At 65.7% G+C, this 1258-nt stretch carries 2 protein-coding genes; both read right to left on the reverse strand.

What is annotated here, in order from left to right:
* A partial coding sequence (locus tag EOA79_RS32135; protein ID WP_164894075.1) for an ABC transporter permease occupies positions 1–732 on the reverse strand: 732 nt, incomplete at its 3' end.
* Between the two features lie 8 nt (positions 733–740).
* The coding region (locus EOA79_RS32140) for an ABC transporter ATP-binding protein (RefSeq protein WP_164894074.1) at positions 741–1258 on the reverse strand (518 nt) is incomplete at its 5' end.

Below are 1258 nucleotides of genomic sequence, written 5' to 3' on the forward strand. Positions count from 1 at the left end.
CACCTGCACCGCGCCGACCACCAGGTAAGGCAGCACCTTGCCCAGCATGATCTCGAGCGGGCTGGACGGCATGGCCAAAAGGTTTTCCATCGTGCCGCGCTCGGTCTCGCGCGTCAGCGCGATCGAGGTCATCATCACCATGGTCATCTGCAGGATGACGCCGAGCAGGCCGGGAACGATGTTGTATTGCGAGATGCCTTCCGGATTGTAGCGCCGGTGCACGACGACATCGAGCTGGCCGCGCGCCGCCTCCTTCGCCGCTTCCTGCATGCCTTGCGCTCTCAGCAGCGCTTGGCCGGCGACGGTGCTCAGCGTCGAGATGGCACCGCTCGCCACCGCCGGATCGGTGGCGTCCGCCTCGATCAGGATCTGCGGATTGTCGCCGCGCTCCACCCGTCGCGCGAAATCGGCCGGGATGGTGACGACGAAGGCGACATCGCCGCGCGACATCAGGAACTCGGCTTGCGACGCACTTTGCGCCACATGGTCGAAGCGATAGTAGCCGGTGGTCTGCAGCGCCGAGACCATCGCCCGCGTGTAGGGATCGCTGCTGGTCGCGACGAGTGCTGCCGGCAGGCTCTTCGGGTCGTTGTTGATGGCATAGCCGAACAGCACCAGCTGTATCAGCGGCACGCCCAGCATCATGGCGAAGGTGATGCGGTCGCGCCGCATCTGGATGAATTCCTTGATCAGCAGCGCGCCGAGTCTCGCGAAGGAAAAGATCGCTCTCACGCCATCTCTCATGCCATGTTGTCCTTCGAGCCGGACATGAACTGGATGAAGACATCTTCCAGGCTGGTCTCGCCCGGCGCCACCGTCACCCCTTTGTGCTCCTTCTCGACATCGGCGAGCGCCTTTTCGAGGGCTGCCTTGTCGGAGCCGACGACATGCAGCGTGGCGCCGAACGGCGCCACCTGGTCGACGCCCGGACGCCCCTGCAGCGCCTCGGCCACGCGGTCGAGCCGCGGTCCCTGCAGCACGAAGGTGGTAAGGCCGGCATTCCTCACCACCTCGTCCACGGTGCCGGTGGCCAGCATCTTGCCGTAGGAGATGTAGCTGATGCGGTGGCAGCGCTCGGCCTCGTCCATGTAATGGGTGGAGACCAGCACGGTGAGCCCGCCGCTGGCCAGGCGGTGGATCTCGTCCCAGAACTCGCGCCGTGCCTTCGGGTCGACGCCAGCCGTCGGCTCGTCGAGCAGCAGCAGCTTCGGCTTGTGCATGATGCAGGCAGCGAGTGCCAGCCGCTGCTTCCAGCCTG

This window comes from Mesorhizobium sp. M1A.F.Ca.IN.020.03.2.1, assembly GCF_004023205.1.
Lineage (GTDB): Bacteria > Pseudomonadota > Alphaproteobacteria > Rhizobiales > Rhizobiaceae > Mesorhizobium.